The sequence below is a fragment of the Chitinophaga sp. CB10 genome (assembly GCA_001870995.2).
GTDB lineage: Bacteria > Bacteroidota > Bacteroidia > Chitinophagales > Chitinophagaceae > Chitinophaga.
The window spans coordinates 81,120-104,970 of the sequence record MLAV02000012.1 but is presented as its reverse complement, the minus strand read 5'-3'; the positions used below and the strand labels follow the sequence as shown (position 1 = coordinate 104,970).

14 protein-coding genes are annotated in these 23,851 nt (G+C 55.0%); 11 read left to right on the top strand and 3 right to left on the bottom strand.

Annotated elements, in window-relative coordinates:
• The 7 genes from BOC67_RS17235 to BOC67_RS17205 all read left to right on the top strand — a co-directional run bounded on the left by BOC67_RS17235 (position 1) and on the right by BOC67_RS17205 (position 17,056).
• The gene (locus tag BOC67_RS17235; RefSeq protein ID WP_291911890.1) at positions 1-3,117 is read left to right on the top strand and encodes a hypothetical protein; all 3,117 of its coding nucleotides are present in this window, start codon (positions 1-3) and stop codon (positions 3,115-3,117) included.
• Between the two features lie 30 nt (positions 3,118-3,147).
• Positions 3,148-6,861, top strand: coding sequence for a hypothetical protein (locus BOC67_RS17230; protein WP_291911889.1), 3,714 nt, complete (start codon positions 3,148-3,150; stop codon positions 6,859-6,861).
• Positions 6,862-6,903: 42 nt separating this feature from the next.
• Positions 6,904-9,582 carry a contractile injection system tape measure protein gene (locus BOC67_RS17225; protein ID WP_291911887.1) on the top strand — a complete coding sequence of 893 codons (2,679 nt, stop codon included), beginning with the start codon at positions 6,904-6,906 and terminating at the stop codon, positions 9,580-9,582.
• A 34-nt stretch (positions 9,583-9,616) separates the two neighbouring features.
• Positions 9,617-10,930 carry an ATP-binding protein gene (locus BOC67_RS17220; RefSeq protein WP_291911886.1) on the top strand — a complete coding sequence of 438 codons (1,314 nt, stop codon included), beginning with the start codon at positions 9,617-9,619 and terminating at the stop codon, positions 10,928-10,930.
• 27 nt (positions 10,931-10,957) lie between these two features.
• On the top strand, positions 10,958-15,973 hold the full coding sequence (locus BOC67_RS17215; protein WP_291911885.1) for a DUF4157 domain-containing protein: 5,016 nt from the start codon (positions 10,958-10,960) through the stop codon (positions 15,971-15,973).
• Between the two features lie 132 nt (positions 15,974-16,105).
• The gene (locus tag BOC67_RS17210) at positions 16,106-16,495 is read left to right on the top strand and encodes a hypothetical protein (RefSeq protein WP_291911884.1); all 390 of its coding nucleotides are present in this window, start codon (positions 16,106-16,108) and stop codon (positions 16,493-16,495) included.
• Positions 16,496-17,056, top strand: a complete 561-nt coding sequence (locus BOC67_RS17205; protein ID WP_291911883.1) for a hypothetical protein — start codon at positions 16,496-16,498, stop codon at positions 17,054-17,056.
• Between the two features lie 105 nt (positions 17,057-17,161).
• On the opposite strand, the gene BOC67_RS17200 is transcribed toward BOC67_RS17205, so the two are convergent.
• Positions 17,162-17,845: a basic secretory protein-like protein gene (locus tag BOC67_RS17200; protein WP_291911882.1), complete on the bottom strand. Its 684-nt coding sequence runs from the start codon at positions 17,843-17,845 to the stop codon at positions 17,162-17,164.
• 199 nt (positions 17,846-18,044) lie between these two features.
• Between BOC67_RS17200 and BOC67_RS17195 the strand changes: the two genes are divergently transcribed.
• Together BOC67_RS17195 and BOC67_RS17190 are read left to right on the top strand one after the other, a co-directional pair.
• The gene (locus BOC67_RS17195) at positions 18,045-19,472 is read left to right on the top strand and encodes a glycoside hydrolase family 28 protein (RefSeq protein ID WP_291911881.1); all 1,428 of its coding nucleotides are present in this window, start codon (positions 18,045-18,047) and stop codon (positions 19,470-19,472) included.
• Positions 19,473-19,640: 168 nt separating this feature from the next.
• Complete coding sequence (locus BOC67_RS17190) at positions 19,641-21,245, top strand: hypothetical protein (RefSeq protein ID WP_291911880.1); 1,605 nt, start codon at positions 19,641-19,643, stop codon at positions 21,243-21,245.
• Between the two features lie 64 nt (positions 21,246-21,309).
• Here BOC67_RS17190 and BOC67_RS17185 read toward each other — a convergent pair whose 3' ends face one another.
• Both BOC67_RS17185 and BOC67_RS17180 read right to left on the bottom strand, forming a co-directional pair.
• A complete protein-coding gene (locus BOC67_RS17185; RefSeq protein ID WP_291911878.1) occupies positions 21,310-22,152 on the bottom strand; it encodes an oxidoreductase in 843 nt (280 codons plus the stop codon).
• 83 nt (positions 22,153-22,235) lie between these two features.
• On the bottom strand, positions 22,236-23,141 hold the full coding sequence (locus BOC67_RS17180) for an AraC family transcriptional regulator (protein WP_291911877.1): 906 nt from the start codon (positions 23,139-23,141) through the stop codon (positions 22,236-22,238).
• A gap of 27 nt (positions 23,142-23,168) precedes the next feature.
• On the opposite strand from BOC67_RS17180, the gene BOC67_RS17175 reads away from it, so the two are divergent.
• Entirely contained in the window at positions 23,169-23,294 is a 126-nt protein-coding gene (locus BOC67_RS17175) for a hypothetical protein (RefSeq protein WP_291911876.1), read from the top strand.
• A 111-nt stretch (positions 23,295-23,405) separates the two neighbouring features.
• On the top strand, positions 23,406-23,849 hold the full coding sequence (locus BOC67_RS17170; RefSeq protein WP_291911875.1) for a MaoC/PaaZ C-terminal domain-containing protein: 444 nt from the start codon (positions 23,406-23,408) through the stop codon (positions 23,847-23,849).
• The last annotated feature ends 2 nt before the right edge of the window (positions 23,850-23,851 follow it).

The window sequence follows — 23,851 nt, the reverse complement described above, 5'->3', positions numbered from 1 at the left end:
ATGGCAACAGCTGAAAATATTATTCTGAAATCAAGGAAGCTGCCTGCCGCAGCGGACTTTCACTTCCTGCGGTCGGAAGGGCTGCGCTACATTGAGCGCATGGCCAGCCGCTACTGGACGGATTACAACGTGCACGACCCGGGCGTCACCATCCTGGAAGCTTTGTGCTACGCCATTACGGAGCTGAGCTATCGTACCGGCTTTGATATCAGGGACCTGCTGACCAACCGGGACGGTACCATCAGTCAGCCGTTTTTTACGCCGCGGGAAATTATGACCACCGCGCCGCTCACCCTGCTGGATTACCGCAAGCTGCTGATAGATATCAACGGCGTGGCCAATGCCTGGATATTTCCTGTCAACAACCTGGGAGACGCGCCGGATTGGGTGCGCGCCAAAGGCGCGACGGAAGTGCCGCTGTATCCGGACTGCAAAGCGGAAGCGCTCTCGTTTGAAGAAACGCACCATGAGCCTGTCGCCATGCGCGGCCTGTACCACGTGCGCCTGGACCTCGATACCACGGATGAATATGGTGACCTCAACAGCGGCGATATCGATATTACCCTGCAACGAAAAGCCATCGCGGGCGCTAAGCTGACCTGCCTGATGCCGCCGGTCAACAAAATTGACCTGATGCAGCTGGCCATATATGCCACCCTCCTGCCGGACAGGGTGGAGGTGTACATTGCGGAGCGGAACGCCGCCGGCAACGCCATCCGCTGGCGGGTGTACCTGGAATATAACTATACGGAAACGCGGGTGATCAAACATGAATATGAAGTGGTCGTTGCCATCCGCGTGCCCGTGGAAGCCGAAACCCCCACCGGCGAAACTGACCTCGAAGATGAGGAAACCCAATACCAGCCAACGTTTGAAGAATATGTAAAACAGGAGCTGGAAGTGCAGAGTATGCAGCAGCGCATCCTCACTTTATACTACCAGAAGATGCTGCTGACGCACGATATCATGCGGCAGGTATGGGCCACCCTCCATGGCAACCGTAACCTTTGCGAGGACTGGTGGACGGTGGATACCATTTCCTCCACGCCGGTGGCTTTCTGCGCCGATATTGACGTGCAGCCGGGGGCGGACATCGAAGCCATCTATGCGCAGGTAGTAATTGCCCTGGAACAATATTGTAACCCAACCCTGGTGTTTTATAACCTGAAAGAGATGCAGGACCTGCAACTCTCTACTGACGCCATTTTCGAAGGTCCTGCGCTCAGAAACGGCTTCCTGCTCAATGAACAGGTAACAGGCTCCGAGATCAAAAATAAATTACTGGGCAGCGAGGTGATTGAAGCCATCATGCAAATAGATGGCGTGGTGGCAGTCCGTAACCTAGTCATGACAGCCTATGACGACAATGGCCGGCCTGTACTGCCCAGCCAGCAATGGCTCGTGCATTTGCAAACGGACCATAAGCCCATACCGGATATGGAACGCAGCAAATTCACCTTCTTTAAGAACCAGGTACCCTTTCATATCAATGCCGTGGAAGCAGCCGATAGCCTGCTGTACCAGAAAGGCCTTTTGCAGAGCCGCAAGATCAGCAGCAGCGAACTGGATTTCCAGGTGGCTGCAGGCAGATACCTGGAACTGGATAAATACAGCTCTATTCAGCACGACCTGCCGGAGATATACGGTACCGGCCCTGCCGGCCTGCCGGATGCGGCTTCCCCCGAACGGAAGGCACAGGCACGCCAGCTGAAAGCCTACCTGATGTTTTACGATCAGCTGCTGGCCGGGTTCTTTTCCCAGCTGCATCACGCAAAGGACCTGATGAACCTGGACAGCTCCCTCAGCGCTTCCTATTTCCAGCAGTTCCTGCAGGATTGGGAAGATGATCCCGAAAATGGTATTCATCACATCAAAGCCATCTATGCTAATCCCGGTCTGTTGAAACAGGTGTTTGCACAGCCTGCGGCGGACGATCCCGCAGCGGTGAAGCTGCTGCGCAACAAACTCGTGGAAACGCCACGCCAGCAATTCAACCGCAGGAACCGTTTCCTGGATCACCTGATCGCACGCTTTGCAGAAACGTTTAACGATTATGTGTTGTCCAGGTACGCCTCTCAAAGCGCGGCAGGAGAGCAGGAGCTGATTGCGGACAAAATCCGCTTCATCCGGGATTACCCGCAAACGAGCAGTCGCCGCGGCCTGGGCGCCAACCTGACCCTCCCGGTATGGAACACGGAAAATGCTTCCGGCCTGCAGAAGCGCATCGCGCGGCTCAGCGGCATTAACCAGGCCGGCCACCGCAGCCTGTTCCGGTTTCCGCTGCCGGTGGTTACGGAAGACAGTAACGGGTTTTTCACCTTCGTGCTTGCGGACGAAAACGCCGGCGGGGAGAAGTACCTGCAGCCCGCCACCTCCCTGAACTCCGAACGGGAAGCCTGGCAGATGGCCAATGAAATCTATAAGCATATGCGCAGCGCGGACCGGTATAGCGTCAAAAGCTACGGCGCCTACCACGTGGTGCAGCTCAGCAACGGCCATGAGGTAATTGCCGTATCGCCCAATACCTACGATACCAAAGAAGAAGCCCAGGCCATGATAGAAGTGATGCTGCAAAAATTCCAGCTCCCGCAGGATGCGGAAGTGCTGCACGTGATAGAGCATTTCCTGCTGCGGCCACGCTTTGCGCCGCCGGTGGTGGAAGGCATTCCCGGCGCAGACATCTACCGCCTCATGGACGTATGCCTGCCGGACGATTGCAGTTATTGCGGGGAAGAAGATCCTTATTCCTTCCGCATCTCCGTGGTGTTGCCCTATTGGCCGGAACGCTTCAGGGATAATGGTTTCAGGACTTTCTTTGAAAGAATGGTACGGATGGAATGCCCCGCGCATATCCATGCAAAGATATGCTGGGTGAACTACGCCACCATGCACCGCTTCGAAACCGCGTACCGCCAATGGCTGGAAGTACTGAAGGATTATAATGCCTTTATTGTGCCGGATACATCCCTGCAGTCAAAACTGATGCACGCCGCCAACCAGCTGGTAACCGTCATGAAGGACCTGAACAGCGTATATCCGGAGGCCACCCTGCACGATTGTGCGGAAGGTACCACCAACCCGGTTATGTTGGGCCATACCAGCCTGGGATCATACTAATACGATTAAGCAAGAAATAAATCACTACCAATGTCAATCATAAACTTCTCATCCGACCCCCAAAAAGTGTACCCCGTGTTTGAGCCGGACCAGGTGTTGACCAACAAACATCTCAACGGCGCTATTGCGCACCTGCAACAGCAGGATGCCCTTACCCGTACCCGCCTGCTGGGAACCGGCATCCTGTCCGGCCTGCAGGCTAGCTACGATACCACGGGCGATGTGCAGAAAATCATTATCTCCAAAGGCGCCGGCATTACCGGCAGCGGCTATCTCGTCAACTTTGAAGGCGGCATTTACAGCGCCACCCGCACCTACACGCTGCCGGAACTGACGGAAGCCATAGACCCCGAAATCCGCGCGGCGTACCGCCAGCTGATTTTGCTGGAACTGGTGCCCCTCAACGCAGAAATAGACGGCGACCAGCCACTGAAGGAATCGGACCTGGCGTCCGCCGATTACGTGGTGATGCTGCTGGCAGAGCCAAAGGTGGTTAACCTGAAAAACTGTACCGTGGACGATTGTACGGACAAAGGCCAGGAAGTGAACATTACCTACCGGCCCATGCTGGTGAAGGCATCCGCGCTCTCCCAGTTCAATCCCTTACCCGTTCAGCAGGATACGCCGTTGTTTCCGGCCATCCCTATCCGTAAATGGAATGTGCCGGCGGATAGCATCCAGCATCCTTCCGCACTCGTTACCTCCTTCGACGCAGTGTTGAACGCCCAGCTGCTGGCCGATTTCAACAACGCTTTCACCTTCGTGTACCACGCCTTCAGCCATCTCTACACCGTACCCGGCGATGATAAGCTGAAAACGGCCGGCACTACCATCGGCACGATGCGGGACCAGGCGCGTAACGGGAAGCCCTACTACATGCAGTGCGTATATGCGTTCGCGGTAGACCTCATCAAAGCGTATGAGGAATTTTGTGCGGCGATCACTGACCTGCTGCCAGCCCCGGATGCCGAACTGCCGCAGTTTCCATTGCACCTCTGTCTTGGCAGGCCGGTGAAAGGTAATGCAAACGGCAACTACCGCACCCAGTTCCAGGGAACGCCTTTGGTGCGCGCAGGCGTGCATCCCTTCGATGAGGCGTGCCTGTTATACAAACGGCTGGTGATTATGCTCAATACCTTCGCCTTGCCGGAGGCGGCAAAAGTCTTGCAGATCACGCCGAGCCGCACCATGGACGCGCCGTTGGGCGATCAGGCCATCCCGTATTATTACGACGGCGTGCAGCTTTTCCCTTATTGGGATTACCGCAAATACAAAACCGGCCGGGCCAAGCAGAACAAGGGTTATTATGCCAACCGTTATCAATCCATACCGGCTGAATATACCACCTGGGTGTATGAGGATTTTGCGGCTAACTTCTACCGTGTGGAAGGGCACCTCGGCATGAATATCACGGACGCCATGAAAGGCATCAATAACCTGAAAGTCCGCAACCAATACCCGTTTGATGTGGTGGCCGTCAACCTCTATGCGACCAGCACCTATCCAACCAGCTCCGGACTGACGGCCATTTTCGCGGACCTGGAAAACCAGTACCAGCTCTTGCTGACCGAGCTGCTCACCCGCGTGGCGCCTTTGTACAACCGGCTGCAATCCATGACGATTGACGGCGCTACCGTACAAGCGCTCATTGGTGCGTATAATAAAAATACCCCGAACGGATACGTGGTGCCGCCCTACCTCGGCGAGCCATGGAACAATACTGCCGCGCGTTTTATCGATAATATGCGCATGATGGCCAGGTACCAGCGTGGTTCCTTCCTCCAGTATTTCTTTGGCGCGAAGTTCAATGATCCGAACGCCAATGGCCCGCTGGGCGGTTATTACCTGCGCTGGGTGGACCACCCGGACAATGCCAGCCGCATTGTGCCTATGCCGCCTGCATTTAAGTTTACCGACGAACCCGGCACGTGGACGAAGAATCACTACCATCATGCTTTTTACCTGATAGATATCCTGGAAGAACTGCTGCGGAAAATCATTTTATCCAATGTGGATGAACTGAGCCTGATCAATTTCAATGAAGAGATCAAAAAGTTCACCGATGCGCTGAATACCTATGCCGACTTCTATAATGCCCAGCTGCATGCTGCTGATATTTTGAAGGATCAGACGGATGCGCAGGCGGATAACCTGCAGCTGGCGGAAGAAAGGGAGTATTGGGAATCCGTTGCCAGCAAGGCATTGCCATTGGTGGCGGAATGCAAATCCCTGGCGCAGCTGGCGCTGGACGAACGTATGGCCCTGCTGAAGCGGGAATACGAAAAGCGCTGCACCTTCATTTTGCAACAGCTGATATTTACCAACTTCACCCGTCAGCATCCGGGCATACGCCACGGAGGCGGCGTAGCGGCCGGCGGCACGCTGGTGTTGGTGTACTTTGACCGTACGGATATTGCCGGCGCACCGGATTATCCCGCCGATACCGTTAACCAGCTCATACAGCAACGCACCGTCTGCGCGGATTTCTATCTTCCCAATATCATGGTTACTTCCTACGCGCCGTTGGCCACCGTGTATGAGTCAGCGCCGAGCGCGGAGGTGGAACCACGGATTAGCCTGGATTCCCATAACTATTGCAGCGGGCAGAATATCGTATATCCCATCACGTTATGGCCGGTAACGGCGGAAGGCCAGGTGACCGGCCCCGGTACCAGCCTTGAAGTGAAGGACGGCGTGCAGAAATGGGTGTTTAAACCGGCAGCCGTAGCGCCGGGGGATTATAATATCACCTATACGATCGGCAACAGGTCCGCCTATTTTCCTATCAGCGTGAAAGCGCCTGTAAGTACTGACTTCACGGTAGTTAAGCAGGTGACCAATGCTGCTAAAAACGGCGTGGAAGTATTGTTCCAGGCCAGCGATATCCGCGGCGTGCATAGCTGGATCTTCGGGGATGGCACTTCTGCGGCGGGTACGTATGTCAACCACCTGTTTACCTTACCGGCCGGCGGTTCCAAGGATTTTGTCGTACAACACATGGTGAGCGACGGCAGCAGTTGCGTGGGCGCTACCACCTCCAAAACGATCACTGTTAAGCGGGATGATGTGCCATTGAGCCTTTCCGTGGAGGATGCCAACCCATGTACGCACCTGAGCCAGGTGCGGGTGTTTAACAGTCCTGCCGGCGGTGTAGTGGCCTGCTCTGAGCCGGCTGCTTTGTCCCTCGTGAGCGGCGTTTATTACTTCAACCCGGCAACGGCCGGCGCGGGCAAACCCGATAACTACGAAGTAACGTTAACGTACACACTGAACGGCCGTTCGGTGGAATGTAAAGTGAAGGTACGGCAGTCCTTGTCTACCGCATTTAATCACACGGTTACGCTCAAATCCAGCACCGGCGGCGGTTTGCCGGATTCCATGCAGTCGCAGCAGCTCAGCGGGTTCAAAATTGGCGGCGGTACCACCAGCCCTACCTACGAGTACAGGGTGTACGAAGTGGCCGTACAGGCCAACAGCGCGGGTACGCATGACTGGTTCCTCAGCACCGGCGATGCGAAGTCCGGCAATACGGCTACGCTTACGTTCAGCGGCCGCTTCCCGGTAAGCGGGGGCAGCAGCGAGACGCCGATAGAGTCCATTGTAGCGGACCCGGTGGAAGTGTTGATACCGGTGTACCTGACGCACCGGGTGACGAACCCGGCCAACGGATGCCAGAGTACAAGGTCCGTGTACCTGACGTCCATGATGGGCAGCACCAGTGGCGGCGTGTTAATAGAAATGTAGCGTAATCCGATCCTTGCAAATGTTGATGTAACCTAAATTTCAATGACCCATAACCCCATTCATATGATCTGTCAGCAGTCGCTGCATCTCCGGTATTTCGGGGAGGTGGCGACTGTGCAGCAGTTTTCCCGCGAGTTGAGCAGGTGGTGTAACCGGGAGCTGTTACCCGCACTGGAAGCGCTGTTTGACGCATTTCCTGTAACAGCCACGCTGCGTATTACGCACCTGGAAGTGGATGCAGGGGCGGTCTGTGGCGCGGACTGGCAACAGCAGCTGTTGCAGCGGGTCTGCGAATCGCTGCACCGGCAGATCAGCGCGCAGTTGACGCCGGATGTACTGACCGGTCAACAGTATGTGAAAGCAGTAACGGGGCAGGCTATACGAAGCTGGGCCCGGCAGCTGGAGCAGCGGAGAAGGCAATTGGGTGTAGTGGGGCAGGGTTTGGAAGCATATATGCAAGAAAATGCAACTGCCGGTATGGGCAAAGTCCCCGGCGGGGAATATTTCCACGAATCGCGGCTGCCTGGCGAGGGAAATACTTTCTATCATGAGGCGGGTTTGCAGGAGGAATGTATGGTTAAAAAATTAGAGGGGGGAGAGATTTACCTGCACGATGCATGGTCTTCCGTTAGTGAAGCAAATAGTACGACGCAGCATGCCATGATAGACGGCGCCGCGATTTTCCACCAGCAGGCGGGAAATGCAGTGGAGAATGGAAGCAGGGACTTATCCGTTTCCCGGAATGGTTCGGAGATCCGGAAGTCCCCGAATGAAAATGCCAATATAATTAACCAACATACGGAACAGTCCATCGGTGGTTCAGGGGAAGCGCCCTCCCCGAATGAACCCCGTTTGGATAACAACAGGCTTATGAATTTTACAAATATTGGTTCGGGTAATTCGCCATCCCCGAATGACAATGGCGATGGGAATACGTTGCAGGGCAGGGATGCAGGAAATCATCCGGCTGCGCCGCAGGATGATGCTAACGAATCCGCTGCACAGCGCTTCGCAAATAATCTGTCTAATGCAGATGCATCCGCTGCACAGCGCTTCGCGGGCAATCCGCCTAATGCTGATGCATCCACTGCACAGCGCTTCGCGGGCAATCCTGCTGCGCCGCAGGAGCATGCTGACACATCCTATACGCAACGCTTCGCCAGCTATACCGCTGCGGCTACATCCGGCCCGGCAGCCATCACTGCCAACCTGGAGCTGGTGATGTATTACCTGCAACACGGCCAGCTGCCCTGGCATGCTACCGGCTTGCCAGGTTCCGTATTACGGTCATGGCTACACGAAGCAGTTAACGGAGGCCTGTTGTTTACGGATGAAGGCATGGGCTTATTGGGCAATTGCCCGGCCGCCTTGCAAAGGCTGCTGCTGCAGTGCGCCCCGGATGTAGTGCTGTCCGCCTGCCTGAAGCGCCATACGCCGGCAGTGGATTATTACTATTGCCTCAACCACGTCCTCCGGCCGCTGTGGGAAGCGGAGCAGGGCAGCAGGCTGACCTTAGCCGTCATTTACGAATTATTGCGGCCCCTGCCTTCCGCCAAACCCCTCTGGGAGCAATGGTTGCCCGCAGCGTACCGGGAGGTGCTACAACCACTGTTGACGGTAATCATGGAAGAAGTTCGCAGGGTGGGTAACGTCAGCAGGGAACAACTGGAGCAATGGAAGGCAGGGTTGCAGCAGTGCATCCCGGCCGGTGGACAGCCTGCTAACGCTGAGCAGCCGCATGGTAAGGAAGTATTTACAGGCGCGGGCTCTAGCTGGGTGGCTGATGCGCGTGCATGGGCGAATGCAGCGAAAATGCCATCAGCCGCAGTACAGCAGCAATTGCAGGGAGATCAGGATATGTTGACAGTTGCAGCGCAGGATAACCCTTTGCCGCCGGCAGTTGAAACGCCTGCGGCAAGTGCAGATAAGCATAATCAGCCATCAGAAAGCCCTTCCGCGACTGCTGCGGATCATCTCGCAGTCGAAGGCCGCGTGGGTGTTCAGCTTTCACCGCAAAGCACACCCCAGCCAGAACCCGCATCCGTAAAGATTTCCGACGCCGCCAATGCACATCATTCCGGTCCGGTTAACCCGGGTACTGCAGCTGCATCCACGCCAGGCAAGGATCATCCGGCGGCGGCAACCAAGCCCGCAGCACATCACCGGCCGCATACGCCACCGCTTGCCCTCCGCCTGTTGCCTGATGAACCAACGCCGGAAACCGGCATGTATATCAGCACCTCCGGGCTGGTGATCGTACACGCCGTTATCGTACCATGGCTCACGGAACTGGGCTTGCTCATCAACGATCAGTGGCGGGATGCCGCCGCGCACGACCGCGCCGTAATGTTACTCTGGTACCTCTGCACCGGGAAGTGCGAAGCGGCAGATTATGAACTCGCGCTTTGCAAACTGCTCACCGGCTTCCCGCTCAACGAGCCAGCCACCGGTTTTATCGTGCCCACGCCGCAGGAAGCGGCGGAATGCATGCAGGTACTCCAACAGGTGATTGACCAGTGGCCGGTGATGAAAAATACATCCGTGGAAGGTTTAAGGGAAACCTTCCTGTACCGCGAAGGAAAACTCCGGCAGCAGGACGGGAAATGGCTGCTTCAGGTAGCATCCAGTCCTTACGATATGCTGTTGCAGCAGATCCCCTGGGGATTTTCCATTGTTCGCAACTCAAAAATGAATGCATTATTATTTGTGGAATGGGCCTGAGGCTCTTGCATCAATACGTTATATGGAACAGGTAATGACAGCTAAAAATAGCCCCCATACGCTGGTAAGCTATTTCGAATATTTTGAAAGATATGTGGCGGCAGCCCTGGCCCGCTATTTCCACGGGGTGGATACCATCATCGATCTCCCCGCATGGAAGCACCCTGCATTTGGCGGCCGGCAGCTGAATACCGCGGAAACCATCGTTATTTGCTGCGCCCTGGCGCCGCACCTGCAGGCCGGCTTTTACGACCGCATTATCCAGCAATACCTGCCGGATGGAGGAGAGTTCGCCTCAATCGGCGGCGTGAAAGGCAGCAATACCCGCTATATGCTGCCCACGGGAGATACGGCGCTTTTCCTCCTCGCCGGCGACGATGCGGCAGAGCGGGAGCCCTACTTTTCCCTGTTCAGCACCAGCCACTGGTTCTGGAAAGAGGGCGTGCTGTGGCTGGAAACCGTGAAGGAAGGGGAGCCGCGCTGCAGCGGGCGACTCATCCTCTCCCCGGAAATACTGGAACTGCTGCTGGAAGGTAAGCAACATGCCCCCGCCTTCGGCCCTGAATTTCCGGCCAAACAACTGGAAACCGCCCAGCATTGGGACGACCTCGTCCTCAACGCTTCCACCATCGAACAACTCAACGATGTACGCGCCTGGCTGCATTACCACGAGCGCGCCCTGAAGGATCCCGTGCTGGCACGCAAGGCCAAACCCGGCTACCGGGCGCTCTTCTACGGCAGCAGCGGCACAGGCAAAACCCTGGCGGCCACGCTGCTGGGAAAAGAACTGCGCCGGGAAGTGTACCGCATTGACCTGAGCATGGTGGTCAGCAAATACATCGGCGAAACGGAAAAGAACCTGGAAAAGATTTTCACCAAAGCCATGCACCGCAACTGGATCCTGTTTTTCGACGAGGCGGATTCCCTCTTCGGCAAACGCAGCAGCGTGCAAAGCTCCAACGATAAATACGCCAACCAGGAAGTCAGCTACCTGCTGCAACGGGTGGAAGACTTCCCCGGGCTCGTCATCCTCGCTACCAACTACAAATCCAATATAGACGCCGCATTCCTCCGGAGGTTCAATGCCATCATCGAATTTCCGCTGCCGGAAACCGAAGAGAGAGTACTGCTCTGGCAAAAGGCCATGCCGGCTGATATTCGTATAGACGATACCGTGAACCTGGCCCAGCTGGCTGCCAAATACCCCGTGTCCGGCGCCACCATCAACCAGGTGGTGTATTATGCCGCGCTGCAATATTACCACCGCCGCCTGCCGGCCATCACGCAGGAATTACTGATCGCCGGCGTGCAGCGGGAACTGCGCAAGGAAGATAAGCTCTTACGTTAACCTCTTGTGACCCCAAAAAAGATTTTTATGAGTACCCAACATACCACCCGGGATAACGCTACCCCCTCACAAAAAAACAAACCGAAAAGCAATTTCTTTTCCGGTAAAGGAAATGGCTTCTTCCCAACGGTCCAGGCCAAACTAACCGTGAGCCAGCCGGGCGATGCCGCAGAAAGGGAGGCGGACGCCATGGCAGACAAAGTAATGCGCAAAGCCGCCACCGGCCCCGTTACGGAGCAGCCGCGTGTAGCCGGTAACGTTATCCCGCCGGTACAACGCAAATGCAGCCACTGCGAGGAGGAAGAAAAAAAGCTGCAACGCAAAGAGGAGGAAGGAGAAGAACTGCCTGTACAACGTAAATGCAGCCATTGCGAGGAGGAAGAAAAAAAGCTGCAACGCAAAGAGGAGGAAGGAGAAGAACTGCCGGTACAACGCAAATGCAGCCATTGCGAAGCGGAAGAAAATCATCTCCAACGCCAACCCGCCAACGAAAATCAACCGGCCGCCACCACCGATGTAGCCGTCGGCATCCGGCGCTATAAAGGCCAGGGTAGCCCCATGCAGCCGGAAGTACAATCCTTCATGCAGGAGCAGTTCAATGCTGATTTCAGCAACGTCCGCATCCACAACGGCGGCTACGCGGCTGAAATGACCTCCGCTGTAAACGCCCAGGCCTTCACCGCAGGCAGCGATATTTATTTCAACGAGGGGAAGTATGCCCCGGATCACCATTCCGGCCAGCGGCTCTTAGCCCACGAACTTACGCACGTGCTTCAGCAAGGTGCAGGCGCTCCTCTGTCACTTTCGCGAAAAGCGGCTGAAGATAGGACGGAACATCCTGCCCCTGCGTCGCCATCTTTTCCCCCAAAAACAAATGAAACAACACTGACCACGGAAGAACCTGCCCATCCGGCGCAAATGAATGCAGCCGTAACCGTTCGCGTACCGGTAGACCAAAGCATGGAAGGCAATAACAGCGACCTGCTCCGGGAAGCGCTGCTGAGAACTGCCCTGCAATCCGTTTTCCCCATCACGGACGAGCAGGTAGATACGCTTGTATCCTCCGGGTGGAACTGGACCTACTGGCGGCCCGTAAGCCGGCAGGAAGCAGCGCAGGGCTTTAAAGTGGTAGCGTTGTCGCAAGCGGATTACCAGAAAATCATGGGCATGGCGCAAACGCCCGCCCCTGGCTATGAACAGCGCGAGCAGGCCAGGCAGGACCAACTGCTGGATAGCCTGGAAAATATGAACCGGGGAGGAGAAGTCATCCGGTTGCGACAAGCAATAAAGGAGAAGAGAGCGGAGCAAAGGGCCTTGTCGCGCCTCAACGGGCCAAACGGATACTACATGCCCGTACCCGGCGTGCTCAAACTGGAAAGGGAGATCATGGAGCTGGAAAAGCAGCTGGACGCCGCTTACAAAGCCCTGGGCTTAAGCAAAGAGATCATGGAGCATCAGCAACAGGAATTCATCGCACGTTTCCGTTACAAGGCTGTGCAGGTGGCATTTGCCCTGTTAGCCAAAAATGAAATGAACGCCAATATCGAAACGCAGCAATATAATAACCCCGCTAACCTGGAGGCCTTGAAACAAGCCATAGCGGACCTTCACAGGAGGTTCGAGACAGCGGATACCCTGCTGGCAAAAGGCCTGGCTATGCAGGCCAATGGCCGGCCCGACGAGGTCAGGAGCCTGCGGGATTACATCTATTCCCACGCAGTACTCGTGCCTTACCCGGGCGGCGGGGAGCGACTTGTTACCGGGCATGCTGAAAAAGAAGTGGATGCCGGCCGCATGATCTGGCGGGAAAAGCGTGCGGAAAATAATCCCTACCTTGCCGCGTATTACGACATGGAGAAGTCCACCGATCAGCAACTGATCGGCGTGGCGCTGCGTTTCCCCATCATTACCTACCCGGAGCTGAACCTCCGTGCAAAGGCCGCGGAGCTGCAAGCAATGCCTAACGACTCCCTGAAGCAAAAGCTGCAGGGCTACATCGGCAAGGCGGGCGAAAGCGGCGTGCTGGACAGTATCCGCAATACCTGGAATAACCTGCGCGCCAATCCGGAACTGGTTTGGGAACTGCCGCCTGTCATCGAAGCTACCCGGCTGGAACTGGGCATCGCGAAAGGCACCGGCGCCGCGCTGGCCCTGGATGAGCAACTGGAAGCGCATAAAGACGCTGCCTTCTGGAAATCCATGGGCATGGCCGCGCTCTCCGTGGGCGCAGGCTTGCTGGCCATTGCCAGCGGCCCGGTAGGCTGGGCAGCGCTGGCCGGCAGTATCATGCTCGGCGGCATTGATGCATACAACACCTACAAGGAAACGGCCTTTAAACGGGATGCTTACAACGCGGCGATGGACCCGGCCTACAGCCTCTCCGCGGAAAATCCTTCCTACTTCTGGTTCGCCGTGAGCCTGGCCGGCCTGGGAATGGATATACACGGTGCGGTAAAGGTCGTGCGAAACCTCAAAGCCGGCGCAAAAGCGACGGAAGAAATACTGGCCGCCATGGACGGGCAAAAGCAGGAATTGCAGCAGCTGATAAAAGAAGGGAAAGCCGCGCCAACCGCGCAGGAAGAGCTGCGCCAGCTGGAGGCGGCCAGGCAGCAGGTGGAAAAAGGCGCCTTTGCACACCAGGTGCAGTTGCTGGAACCGCTGACGGGCGATGCTGCCGCCATGGAATTTATGCTGAGGGCCATGCATCACCCGCAGCAGATCACTGCATTCACCCGCCTCGCGGAAAGAGGCGGCAAGGACCTCGCCATCAAAGCCGCGAAATTCTATATGGCGCAGGGTAAAGATATGTTGCCGTACCTGCCGGAGCTGGTGCAGCTCATGGATAACAGCAGCTTGTACGCCATCCGGGAGCTGGTGGACGTGGTATTCATGGAACGCGGCGTGCAGCAGGCCCTCCTGGAAACAGGGGACGCTTTCCGCCTCGCAAATGAATTTGACGCGTGGACGAAGTTGGCCGAAAGAGGCGCCTTCACGGCGCACCTGCAACAGTTGGGCCTGGGCGCCAACGCAGGCAAAGGAGCTACCATTGCTGAAAAGTTAGGCGCGGCCGTAGCTAATGCCGCGCCGGAGCAATTGAACCGGCAGCTGCTGCAACTGGCGGAACCGCAACTCATGGCCGCGCTGAACGACGGCTCCCTGAAACCGGGCGTCAGCGCCATCCTCCAGGATATCCTGAAGGGCGATCATGTGGGCGTGGTGGTGGACTTCGAAAGAGCGCAACGCAGGGTTGCCGGTCAACTCAGCGCCCTGGCCGCAACGGTAAAAACGCCGCAGGATTTTGTGGCGGTAATGAAGTTGCTGCGCTCAAAAGATGGCGTGGTAAGCTTTACCAGCGGCCTCGCGGATTTCCTCTCCGCCAACCACTATATGCGGTTGCTGGCAGATATACACCTGCAGAAAAATCCAATCCCCGCAGCGGTATGGGAGGACCTCCTGAAGATCGGCGACATGACGGATGAAGGTACTATCATCCGGCTGATCAACGACACGGAGTTCAGGAAGGTATTAGTGGCTAATCCCAGGGCGGCGAGAGCGCTGAAGAAGTGCGACTCTCCCTGCTTCCCGCCGGAAGCCACGCCAGCCCAGGTGTTGCGCATTGCGGATATCCTAAAGGATAAATCCGAGGTGGAGATCGCAAAAATTGCTGAGTACATCTACCAGAACAGGGCCACTGCCAAACAGCTGGACGAAGCGATCCTTGCCATGCAGGAGAATTTCGCAGATGCGGTGAAAGGTATTAAATCCCCCATGGAAGGTATTCCGGCGGCGTACCAGCACGAAGCAGGCCGTATTGCCACGATCACGAACAAGGGGATGTCGCGCAGCCTGCTGATTCGGATACTGGATCGCACGCAGCAGGCAAACATTCCTTCCCTGGATGTCAGCAAGATGCTTGGCCATATATACAACGCGGTCAACATTGAAAAGAAGATGCCGGGTAAGAACCTGGGTAAGATCATGGAAGGGTTGACGAATGAGAACGAGGAGATCTTTGCCGTGTCCTGGCAGTTATTGGATGAGATTTACCGGTATGGCACGCCGCGTGCGACCGATGAATTCGTCGGCAAGTTCTTTGGGTTGGAACGCGCTGAATTCCTGCTGGATATTTTCACCGTGAAGGAACTGGCGGACCTTTCCGCACGCTTCAGGAAAACTGATTTCCTGCGGTCTATGTACGAGGTGTTCAAGCGTGCGAACATTAACGCAGAGGAGTTCAAATCCCTGGTGGAACTGGCCGTGGAAGGAGAGGAGTCGATCCTGCGCTTACAGGATATTCTCTTCCAGGTAAGGAAGCCCGGCGTGCTGACCTACGAGGAGGCCCGCGCCGCCGTGTTGTATGCCAACAACTACGCTACGCAGCTGAAAAAAGTGGCCGGCACCAGCGAGGAATACCCGGCGCTGGTGCGGAAGATATGGGGCGAAAATGCGGTGATAGAAAACGGGAAGTTGAAAGTGGACCCCGGCTTCCATGGCGATCTGGAGGAATCCGGCAGCAAGGCGTATGCGCAGGTGGTGGGCGCCGGCTATGTATTTGCGGACGACCTGGCCGTGAAATACGTATTGAACGGGGCGGAGATCGATGAATTCAAATGGGCGTTGATCCGCAAGATCGTCAATGATGCAGAGGGCGTCAGCAGCTCTATCAAGAATAACATCATCGGCGCGATGTGGAACCGCGTGAACCTGGCGAAGTTCCGGAAACAATTCCCCGCGGCGGAAATCTATACAGAGGTGGCCTTCCGGGTTGGAAAAGGAAAAGCCGCTTCGGCAGACGCACTCATCCTGGACGGCGATACAATCATCATCGTTGAGTTTAAGTCCATGGCGGGTAAAAGGGAGCGCGAACAAAAAATCATTTATGACATGATGGAAAACAACCGGTTCGATGAACTGACGCTCACGAAGAACAAAAAACTCAGTGAAATGTACGCGAAACCGACTACCAAAAAAGTATTCGTGGAGATACGCGATTCCGGCTTGCTGCCTGGCTTTAACCCCAGTGCCGCACCGGTAAAAAATTGAGGCAAATCAATGAAGATATTGCCCTAATCGTTATCTTTATACTGCGAAAAGCGATGCCACTTTAGCAAAGCCCCGGAGTAAGATTGATGTACGTTTAACCCTGATAATCAGTATAAATAAATCCCAGAAATTATGACAGAGAGACCCCTGAAAATCGTCCTGTACCTGCTACTCGGCGTTTGTGTAGTATCCTTCCTGATGACCATTTTCGGTAATAACGCCCTCAAAGGCGCCCGTGAAGATATCCGTGCCGCAAAGAAGAGCGCCGATTCCGCCATCAGCGAGCTGAAAAAGAGCCAGGACCGGGTGGATTCCATCCATGCCGATATGGACGTGCTGAAGCAATACGCTTCCAATATCCGCAAGTTCGTGGAGCTGAGCGATCAGCAGAAGATCCTGGAAGAAACCAGGTCCGCAGCGGAAAAGAAAAGACTGAAAGACTATATCGATTCCCTGCGGAATGAAATTAAGAAAGATAGTCTTCCCGTAATTGAAGTAACCGTGTTTAAAACCCCGAAGTAAATGAAAATCTCCCGACTTTTAGCGGCCGTACTCTTCGTGCTGCTCGCTATGCCAATGATTACCCGCGCCCAGCAGGTGCAGACCGCAACGGATTCCCTCAGCCTCCGTGCCTACCTGCTTTCCCGCGGGGATACCCTCACGCTGGGGTACGACACAGCGTACCTGCTCAACAAACGGATATTCAAGCTTTATTCCGATAATTACCAGAAGGTGCTGAAAGGCAACCTGGCCTCCCAACGCATCATTGAAGCGTACGACAGCCTGGCGACCCTGCAGGATTCCATGCTGAAGCGCAAGGACTTCTATTACGCCCAGCTGAAAAACAGCTTTGATGGTTTGCAGGGCGCTACCGATGTATTCATCAAAAAGACCGACGCGAACCTGGCAGGGCTTAACCAGTCGCTCGCAACAGCGAACCAGCATTTGCAAAATGTGCAGACTTCCCTGGACGCTTCCCTGGAAAAGCTGAAGACGCAAAACAAACAAAAGGTAAAACTGGCGATAGGCGGGTTTGCTATTGGAATTGCGCTGACATCGCTGATTTTTTTGGTGGCGAATTAATTGCGCTGAAATGAGCCTTTTTTCCGGCGGTACATTCACCGCCTGCTAACCCCAAATCACAATACTGCCCGGATTTCCCGGGCAGTAAATATTTCAGCGCCGCCATTACAATGCTGGCGATTGCGTGTATGCCGTCCAGAGTTCATCCAGCGCGCTGCCTGTTTCCCGCTTCCAGATGCTATCCTGGTAAGTATGGTCAAACAGGCTTTTATTCAACGTTACTACAATGCCTGCCTTCCTATGCGCTTCCAGCCAGGCCAGGAACCGGGCGGTAATGCGATAGCTGTTCGTGTAATGCTGGCCGGGCTTATAATCCGGCAACGCCCATTTAGCGCCGGCATTATCGATCCCGAATTGGTAGCGGGCATAGTCCGCAATGCCCTCCGTGAGCCATCCCGGCCCTACGCTTTGTTTGTAATCCTGTACGATGTGCATGACTTCATGCGTCACTACATCCAGGTCAGTCGGCTGCCTGAGCATCCATTTCGGACTGTAGGTAACCACGCCGTTATCCGTAGCGGCCACGCCATCGTAGGCAGGGTCCATCACAAAGGTGACCTGCTTCAGCGTCGCTTTGTTATAGGTTTTAGCCAGCTTCGGATATACCTGGAAGAATGCGCGGATCATCCGCTCCCGGATGGCTTTACCGGCGGTGGCGAAGTTCCCGTCCTTGTTTACAAATATCAGCGTGTAGCCGTTGCGGCGAATAGTGTCCCTGCTGATTTCATCAGCGGCAACGGCGCGTTGTATGGCCAGGCAGCAGCAGGCTGCCAGTAAGATCTTTTTCATATTTGCGGGATTGCGATTTTGGTATTATGGCAGCAAAAGAACTACTAAAAAATCGATTTAGCAAGTGTTTTTGAAAAATTTAATATGACTTTTTGATGAGCGGCTTCCTTACCCCGTTAGTTTATTTGTCCACCTGACTTTTAATATCTATCTTGATCCCGGCAAAAAAACGGCACGTTATGAATCAAAAGCATTTTCTATGACAGCAAGCAACACGTTACGAACTATTGGCGCTTTTTTTGCGTTTTTCCTCACGATGGAATCCGCATATTCGCAAAAAGCTACCGTCTGGACCACCACCGCCCAGCCGCTGAAAGAAATGGAACAGGTACGCCGGCAAATCAAAGCGCCCGTTTTCAAACAAAAGGACTACAACGTTACGGCCTACGGCGCCAAGGGCGACGGTACCACCATGAACTCAGAAGCCTTCCGCAAAGCCATTGAAGCCTGCGCGGCCAACGGCGGCGGCAGGGTGATAGTGCCTGCCGGCAGGTTCCTCACCGGCCCGCTTTACCTGAAAAGTAATGTGAACCTTCATTTGGAGGACAACGCCGTCATCGCGTTCAGCCGCGATTCCAAAGATTATCCCATCGTATTTACCCGCTGGGAAGGGATGGAGTGCATGAACTATTCCGCACAAATTTACGCCTACGGCGAAAAAAATATAGCCGTTACCGGTAGTGGCATCCTCGATGGCAATGCCGATAACGATAACTGGTGGAGCTGGTGCGGAAAACCGGTATATGGCTGGAGCAAGGATAAACCCCGGCAACAGCCTGCCCGCGATTCCCTCCACGCCCTGATGCACGCCAATACGGACCCGCGCAAACGGGTGTTCGGGGAAGGTTATTATCTCCGCCCAAACATGTTCCAGCCCTATAACTGTAAGAACGTGGAAATATCCGGCGTGCAGCTGATCAATTCCCCCATGTGGTTCATCAACCCCGTCCTCTGCGAAAACGTAATCGTGCGCGGGGTGAAGGTAAAGGCCCATGGCCCCAATACGGATGGTTGCGATCCGGAGTCCTGCAAAAACGTGCTGATAAAGGATTGCTACTTTGATACGGGGGACGACTGCATCGCTATCAAATCAGGCCGCGATGAGGATGGCCGGCGTATAGGCCGCCCCGCTGAAAATCACATCATCGAGGGGTGCGACATGAAGGACGGCCATGGCGGGGTAGTCATCGGCAGCGAAATCGCCGGCGGCGCCAGGAACATCTACGCCATCAATTGCAAAATGAACAGCCCGGAACTGGATCGTGTACTGCGTATCAAAACCAGTTCTTCCCGCGGCGGCATCATCGAAAATATTTTCATGAAGGATATTAAAGTAGGGCAGTACAAAGAGGCGGCCATCCATGCTACCATGTTCTACGAAAAGCCAGGCAATTACATGCCGGTTATCCGGAACATCTGGGTGGAAAACCTGGAAGTGACCGGCGGCGGGCAATACGGCATCTTTGTCAATGCTTATGAAGCTTCCCCGGTAACCAACCTGCGCATCGTGAATTCCAGCATCAACGGCGTGAAAGTGCCGCTGAAAGTGGATCATGCAAAAGGCGTGGTGTTCGATAACCTCAGCATCAACGGCCAGCGCATGGAAGTGCCGGCTGATATTAAATAGCGTCATCTCCTGATAAGATAACAACAGGCAGCGGTAGGTAATACCGCTGCCTGTTCTTTTCATGATATAGGATGTAAGCAGGTACGAGTGCCGCCTGTGTTCGATTTCCGGGTCTTTCCTTATCTTAGACCTTTATTCAGGCCTTAGCTCACTTAGTGATCAATACTCATGAAACGAATGTTCCTTTACCTTACCAAATGGACACCTGTTGTAACCCTGCCGTTGCTGCTGTTGTACGCCTGCGGTGATACAGCAAAGAAAACCAACGCCGGGCAAACGGCGCACAAAGCCGCAAAAGCAGATTCAGCCCGTGCTGCCATTGTGTTAGACTCGCTCACCACTGAGCAATATGTCGCGGAGATCATCCGCCGCCGTGAGGCCGCCCTCAGGCAGCTGCCCGCCCTGAGCCAGGACGCTGCCGCCGCTGCCTACCGCTCACTGGCCCAGTATATGGACACCGCGCTGGCGGGCATCTTCCAAAACGAAGCTAAGTGGCTGGATACCTATGTCAATTATTATTCCGAAGAAAAACACAAAACCCTGCCGCCACCGGAGGTACAGGCCCGGGTAAATCTCCTGGCCACCGCCGGCATCGAACCCTGGTATATCGGGGAAGGCTATACGGAGTTGCGGGTGGTACCGGACTACCTCCTGAAGCTGTTCCAGCAGTACCTCCCGGCGGACTACCGCCAGTACCTCCGCATCCGCGCGGATGAGGATTCCGTGTTGTACTCGGCCGATGGCGGCATCCTCGTGCCGGTGCAAGACATAGGGCTGCGCGTACTGAACTGGGAGAAGTTCCTGCGGGATTATCCTGCAAGTATTTTCACCGCCAACGCAAGAGAGGAGTACAAATTTTATCTGACGGATTATTTGTTTGGGGAAGACAATACCCCATCGTTTGAAAACCACAACGACCTCAGTACCTTACTGCCGGAATATAAAGCCGAATACATCGCCTACGCTGAAAAGCATAAAGATACCCGTAGTGGTTCCGTGGTAAAATTGTTTCTCGACAACGTGGAGAAAGTCAATTCCATGGACCTTTTCAGGGATATGATCCGCAACGCCATCGAGCAGGCCCTCGACCCGGCGGTGACCATCCTGCCCGCGCAGCCGGAGTTCCGCGAGGAGCAGGCAGAGCGGCTGACCAAACCGGTGTACGACACCGTGCCCGGCGAAGTGGAGATCGCGGAAGGCACGAACGAAAAAATTGACCGTACCCTGGATACCCTCCTGTATTTCGCGCAGCAAAACCAAACCTATTGCCTGGCCGTCTATAAAAACCAGGGCAGCCAGGGCAGCGCGCCGGTATCCGGCTGGGTGGATGTATGGGTATTCAAAAAAGTACACGACCAATGGCAAATTGCCGATTATAAGCTGGAAGCCGGCGGCGGAGGCATGTACGGCAACTCCGGTTATTTTGAAAAGGTGCTGGCGATGGGCGCCAACAGCACCGGCATCGTCGTGAACGGCGGCCTTACGCACATGGGTACCAGCGCCTCCTGGGATGATGTGCTGACCTTTGCTAACGATAAACTAACGCCGGCCTTCCACCTCGTCACGATGGACGGTTACGACGGCGGCATGGGCGCCTCCAGCTGCAGCAGCAACAAATGGTATATGGCTGCCGGTAACAACAAGGAGGCCTTTGACCTCGTGATTGTGCCCAGCAGCTGCCTGGGGCAGAACATACCGCTCGAAAAACTCGTTATCTCCGCAAAGGACGGCAGGTACGAAGTGCCGTCCCGGTTCCGGGATACCGGCATTTAAGTAAAAAGTAAGCCCCCATCAGTGTTTCACTGTTGGGGGCACTCCCTGTCAGGGCAGGCATTCATTACTGCAGTACTGCATCGAACCCGGTATTCACCGTTACTTCCTTCCACTGTTCCAATTCTTCCTGCAATGCGTTCAGCTTATCTTTCGCCAGCTGATAGGCGTCCGCGCCGAGGTACAGATGTTTCGCAGGCGTTGCTTCGGATGCCAGCGCAATGATTGCTTCGGCCGCTTTTTCCGGATCGCCGGGCTGGTTGTGGTTGATCACCTGCGCATGTTGCTCCAGCGCCGCCCTTACGTTGGTATATGCCGCAATAGGGTTAGCGGGCATGCCGATAGAGCCGGCAGCCAGGAAGTCCGTACGGAAATAACCTGGCAGTACCACCGTTGCGTGGATGCCAAATTCCGCCACTTCAGCGGCCAGCGCTTCCGTGAGGCCCACTACGGCAAACTTGGTGGCGCAGTAAATGCCGAATCCAGGGAAATCGCCCGTGAGGCCGCCTATAGAGGCAATATTGATCACATGGCCTGCTTGTTGCGCCCGCATCACTGGCAGAATTTGACGGGTGGTATTCAGCAAACCGAATACATTGATATCAAAATTTGCGCGGGATTCCGCATCGGATAATTCTTCCAGCGCGCCTCCCAGGCCATAACCGGCATTGTTGACCAGCACATCGATGCGGCCGAATTTTTCCCGGGTGGCCTGCACGGCGGCCGCCACGCTTTTTTCATCGCCGAGGTCCACCTGCAGGGGCAACAGGTTCTCATGGCTCAAAGGGGCCAGGGCGGCCAGTTGACGGGAGGTAGCAGCTACTTGCTGGCCCTGGGCCAGTAACTGTAATACGATGGAGCGACCAAATCCTTTTGAAGCTCCTGTAACAAACCAAACTTTGCTTTTCATATAATTTTTCTTTTTTGGTAAAGCAAAGGTAGCGGCGTTGCGAGGCTCAAAAATTGCGGTCTTCAAACAGATGATTGCAAAAATCAAACAAGGCGGTAAGCGCCCGGGGTCGTGTTGGTTTGCTTGCGGAAAAAGTTGTTGAAGTGAGCGGGTTCTTCAAAGCCCAGGGCATAACTGATCTCTGAAATATTCCAGTGGGTGTGCTTCAGCAGGGCCTTAGCTTCCGCGGTGAGGCGCTCCGTAATGTGCGCTGTCGTGGTTTTGCCGGTGGTTTCCCGGATGGCCCGGTTCAGGTGGTTCACATGCACGCTGAGCTGGTCCGCAAAATCGCTGGCAGAGCGCAGTCCAAACCGTTGCCCGGGGGATTCAATAGGGAACTGCCTTTCCAGCAGTTCAATGAACACGGCCGTGATGCGGGCATTGGCATCCGTATGCCTGTACAGCGTTTCCGCCGGCTGCATCTTCAGGGCGTAATGCACCATTTCCGAGAGGTAGTTGCGGAGCAGGTCATACTTATAGATATAATCCCCGGCAATTTCGTCCATCATCTTTACAAACAACTGCGCTACCTCTTTTTCCTGCTTTTTGTTCAGCGGGTAGGAGGGGATATTGCCCGGCATCATCATCGGCAGTTCATGGGCTTTTGACCGGCCAACGCCGGAAAAGAAGGCCTCTTTGAAAATGCAGAAATAGCCCGTGGTATTGTTGTCCATGGACTCCCAGGAATAAGGTACCTGCGGGTTGAAGAAGATGAGCGCGGGCCCTTTTATTTCCAGCGTTTTCTCCGCGTAGTGGTAGAGGTTATGCCCCCGTACGAGGCTGACCTTGTAATAGTCGCGCCGGCTGTAAGGCACTTTGATCGTGCCATCGTCCAAAATACAGTCCTCCAGCCGGAAGACGTTGAAATGCCCGATGTCCTGCTGCAGGGCAGCCGGCACGGAATGGAATTTCTGCTCGTAAAAGTCCTCCAGGGATTCTGTTTTGTTCATGCAACAAAGTTACAAAATTCAAGCAATATGGAAAAAGCGTTTTACCCCGGCGGCGTTCCGTTCCAGTGGGGCGCCGGCCATGGCATGGCCCGTGCGCTTCCCACCGCCGCTCCGGGCAGCGCGCCTGGCGCGGGTTTAAATCTCTCCCAGTAAAATCCTCCATCATTACAGTAAAACCTGTCATTGGCCCCCAGGGGCCCTTAAACTAATTTGAATCGCGCTAAGGAAAGAGGTTTAGTAATTATTTAATCAGCGATAGGATTCATGTTTGTAAAAAAATATTACGAAGAGTTTGAGCCGGACGAAAAGCGGAAAACGAAAGGCCGCACCATTACTGAAACGGATATTGTGCTGCATGCGGGGCAGTCGGGCGACTTCTTCCCCCACCACATGGACGAGGAGTGGTGCAAAACGCAGCCTTTCAAACGGCGCATTGCCCACGGCACGCTCATTTTCACCGTGGCCATAGGCCTGACGGCCGAACTGGTCAACGAAGTGTCCATGACCTACGGCTACGACCGCCTGCGTTTTATTGCGCCCGTTTTCATTGGCGATACCATCCACGTACACGTAACCATCAAAGAAAAAAAAGATCATAAAAAACCCGGAATGGGACTGGTAACGGAGCTGGTGGAAGCCTACAACCAGCAAGGGCAGCTGGTCATGCTTTGCGAGCACCTGTTACTGGTACACAAAAAAGATAGTTAATT